This is a genomic window from Actinomadura sp. SCN-SB, from assembly GCF_043906805.1.
Classification (GTDB): domain Bacteria; phylum Actinomycetota; class Actinomycetes; order Streptosporangiales; family Streptosporangiaceae; genus Spirillospora.
Genome location: NZ_JBIMPP010000160.1, coordinates 1 through 1,474, shown reverse-complemented (window position 1 = coordinate 1,474; position 1,474 = coordinate 1). Strand labels below are relative to the sequence as shown.

Genomic DNA, 1,474 nt, shown 5'->3' with positions numbered 1-1,474 from the left:
CCCCGTTACTTTCTTCGTGGCCCGGAGACGGGTCCCCGGCCTCTGGATCTGGCATGACTCTGGTCCCCCAGTGGATCAATGATCGAAAAGGTGATGTCACCAGGTCCGGAAGCATCGGCAGACCGCTGATGAGGGGTATGAACGCGCAGCCCGCCGTGGGCTGGCAGGCTCTTTGTAACGTGGATGCCGGCACGCTGATGCCGCAGGTGAGGCCGGGAGAACGTGTCATTTCGAACGGAAGGCAGCACGTGACCGACCCCCGCGACATCGGCGTCTTCTGCGGCCTGGACGTCGGCAAGGGCGAGCATCACGCCACCGGCCTGACGCCGGCGGGCAAGAAGGTGCTCGACCAGCGGCTCCCCAACAGCGAGCCCAAGCTGCGCGAGCTGTTCGGCCGCCTCCAGCAACGATGGGGCTCGGTACTGGTGGTGGTCGACCAGCCCGCCTCCATCGGCGCGCTGCCGCTGGCGGTGGCGCGCGAGATCGGATGCCAGGTCGCCTACCTGCCCGGACTGGCGATGCGGCGGATCGCCGACCTGTACCCCGGCGAGGCCAAGACCGACGCACGCGATGCGTTCATCATCGCCGACGCGGCCCGCACCATGCCGCACACCCTGCGCCAGCTCACCCTTCACGACGAGGCGGTCGCCGAGCTGCAGATGCTGGTCGGGTTTGACGACGACCTGGCCCAGGAATCGACGCGCGTGACCAACCGGCTGCGTGGGCTGCTCACCCAGATCCATCCCGCCCTGGAGCGGGTGCTGGGGCCGCGGCTGGATCATCCCGCCGTCCGCGCCCTGCTGGAACGCTTCGGCTCCCCGGCGCAACTGCGCCGGGCCGGGCGCGGCCGGCTGGTTCGCGTGCTGCGGCCCAGGGCGCCACGCATGGCCGAGCGCCTGGCCGACGACGTCCTGGCCGCGCTGGACGAGCAGACGGTGATGGTGCCCGGCACCGACGCCGCCGCGCTGATCATCCCGAGCCTGGCGCGGTCGCTCAGCGCCGTTCATGACCAGCGTGCCGTGCTGGCGACCCGGATCGAGGAACTGCTGGAGGCCCACCCTCTTTCCCAGGTCCTGACCTCCCTGCCCGGCGTGGGGGTCAGGACCGCCGCCCGCATCCTGATCGACGTCGGTGACGGCAGTCGGTTCCGCACCGCCGCTCACCTGGCCGCCTACGCCGGGCTGGCCCCCGCCACCCGCACCTCGGGCTCGTCCATCCGCGGTGAAAGCCCGCCCCGGCGTGGCAACCGGCAACTCAAACGGGCCTTCTACCTGGCCGCGTTCGCCTCGCTGCGCGACCCTGCATCCCGGGCCTACTACGACAAAAAGCGGAGCGAGGGCAAGCATCACGTCGCCGCGATCACCTGCCTGGCCCGCCGACGCATCGACGTGCTGTTCGCCATGCTCCGCGACGGCACTGTGTATCAACCCTCAACCCCCTTCCCAGCTTGACGAAGCACATAGGGGCACCTTTT

The 1,474-nt window shown here is 69.8% G+C and carries 1 protein-coding gene; it reads left to right on the top strand.

Translation table 11 applies throughout. The features are described from left to right. The first annotated feature begins 248 nt into the window (after positions 1-248). The gene (locus ACGWYJ_RS38840) at positions 249-1,451 is read left to right on the top strand and encodes an IS110 family transposase (protein WP_395111700.1); all 1,203 of its coding nucleotides are present in this window, start codon (positions 249-251) and stop codon (positions 1,449-1,451) included. The last annotated feature ends 23 nt before the right edge of the window (positions 1,452-1,474 follow it).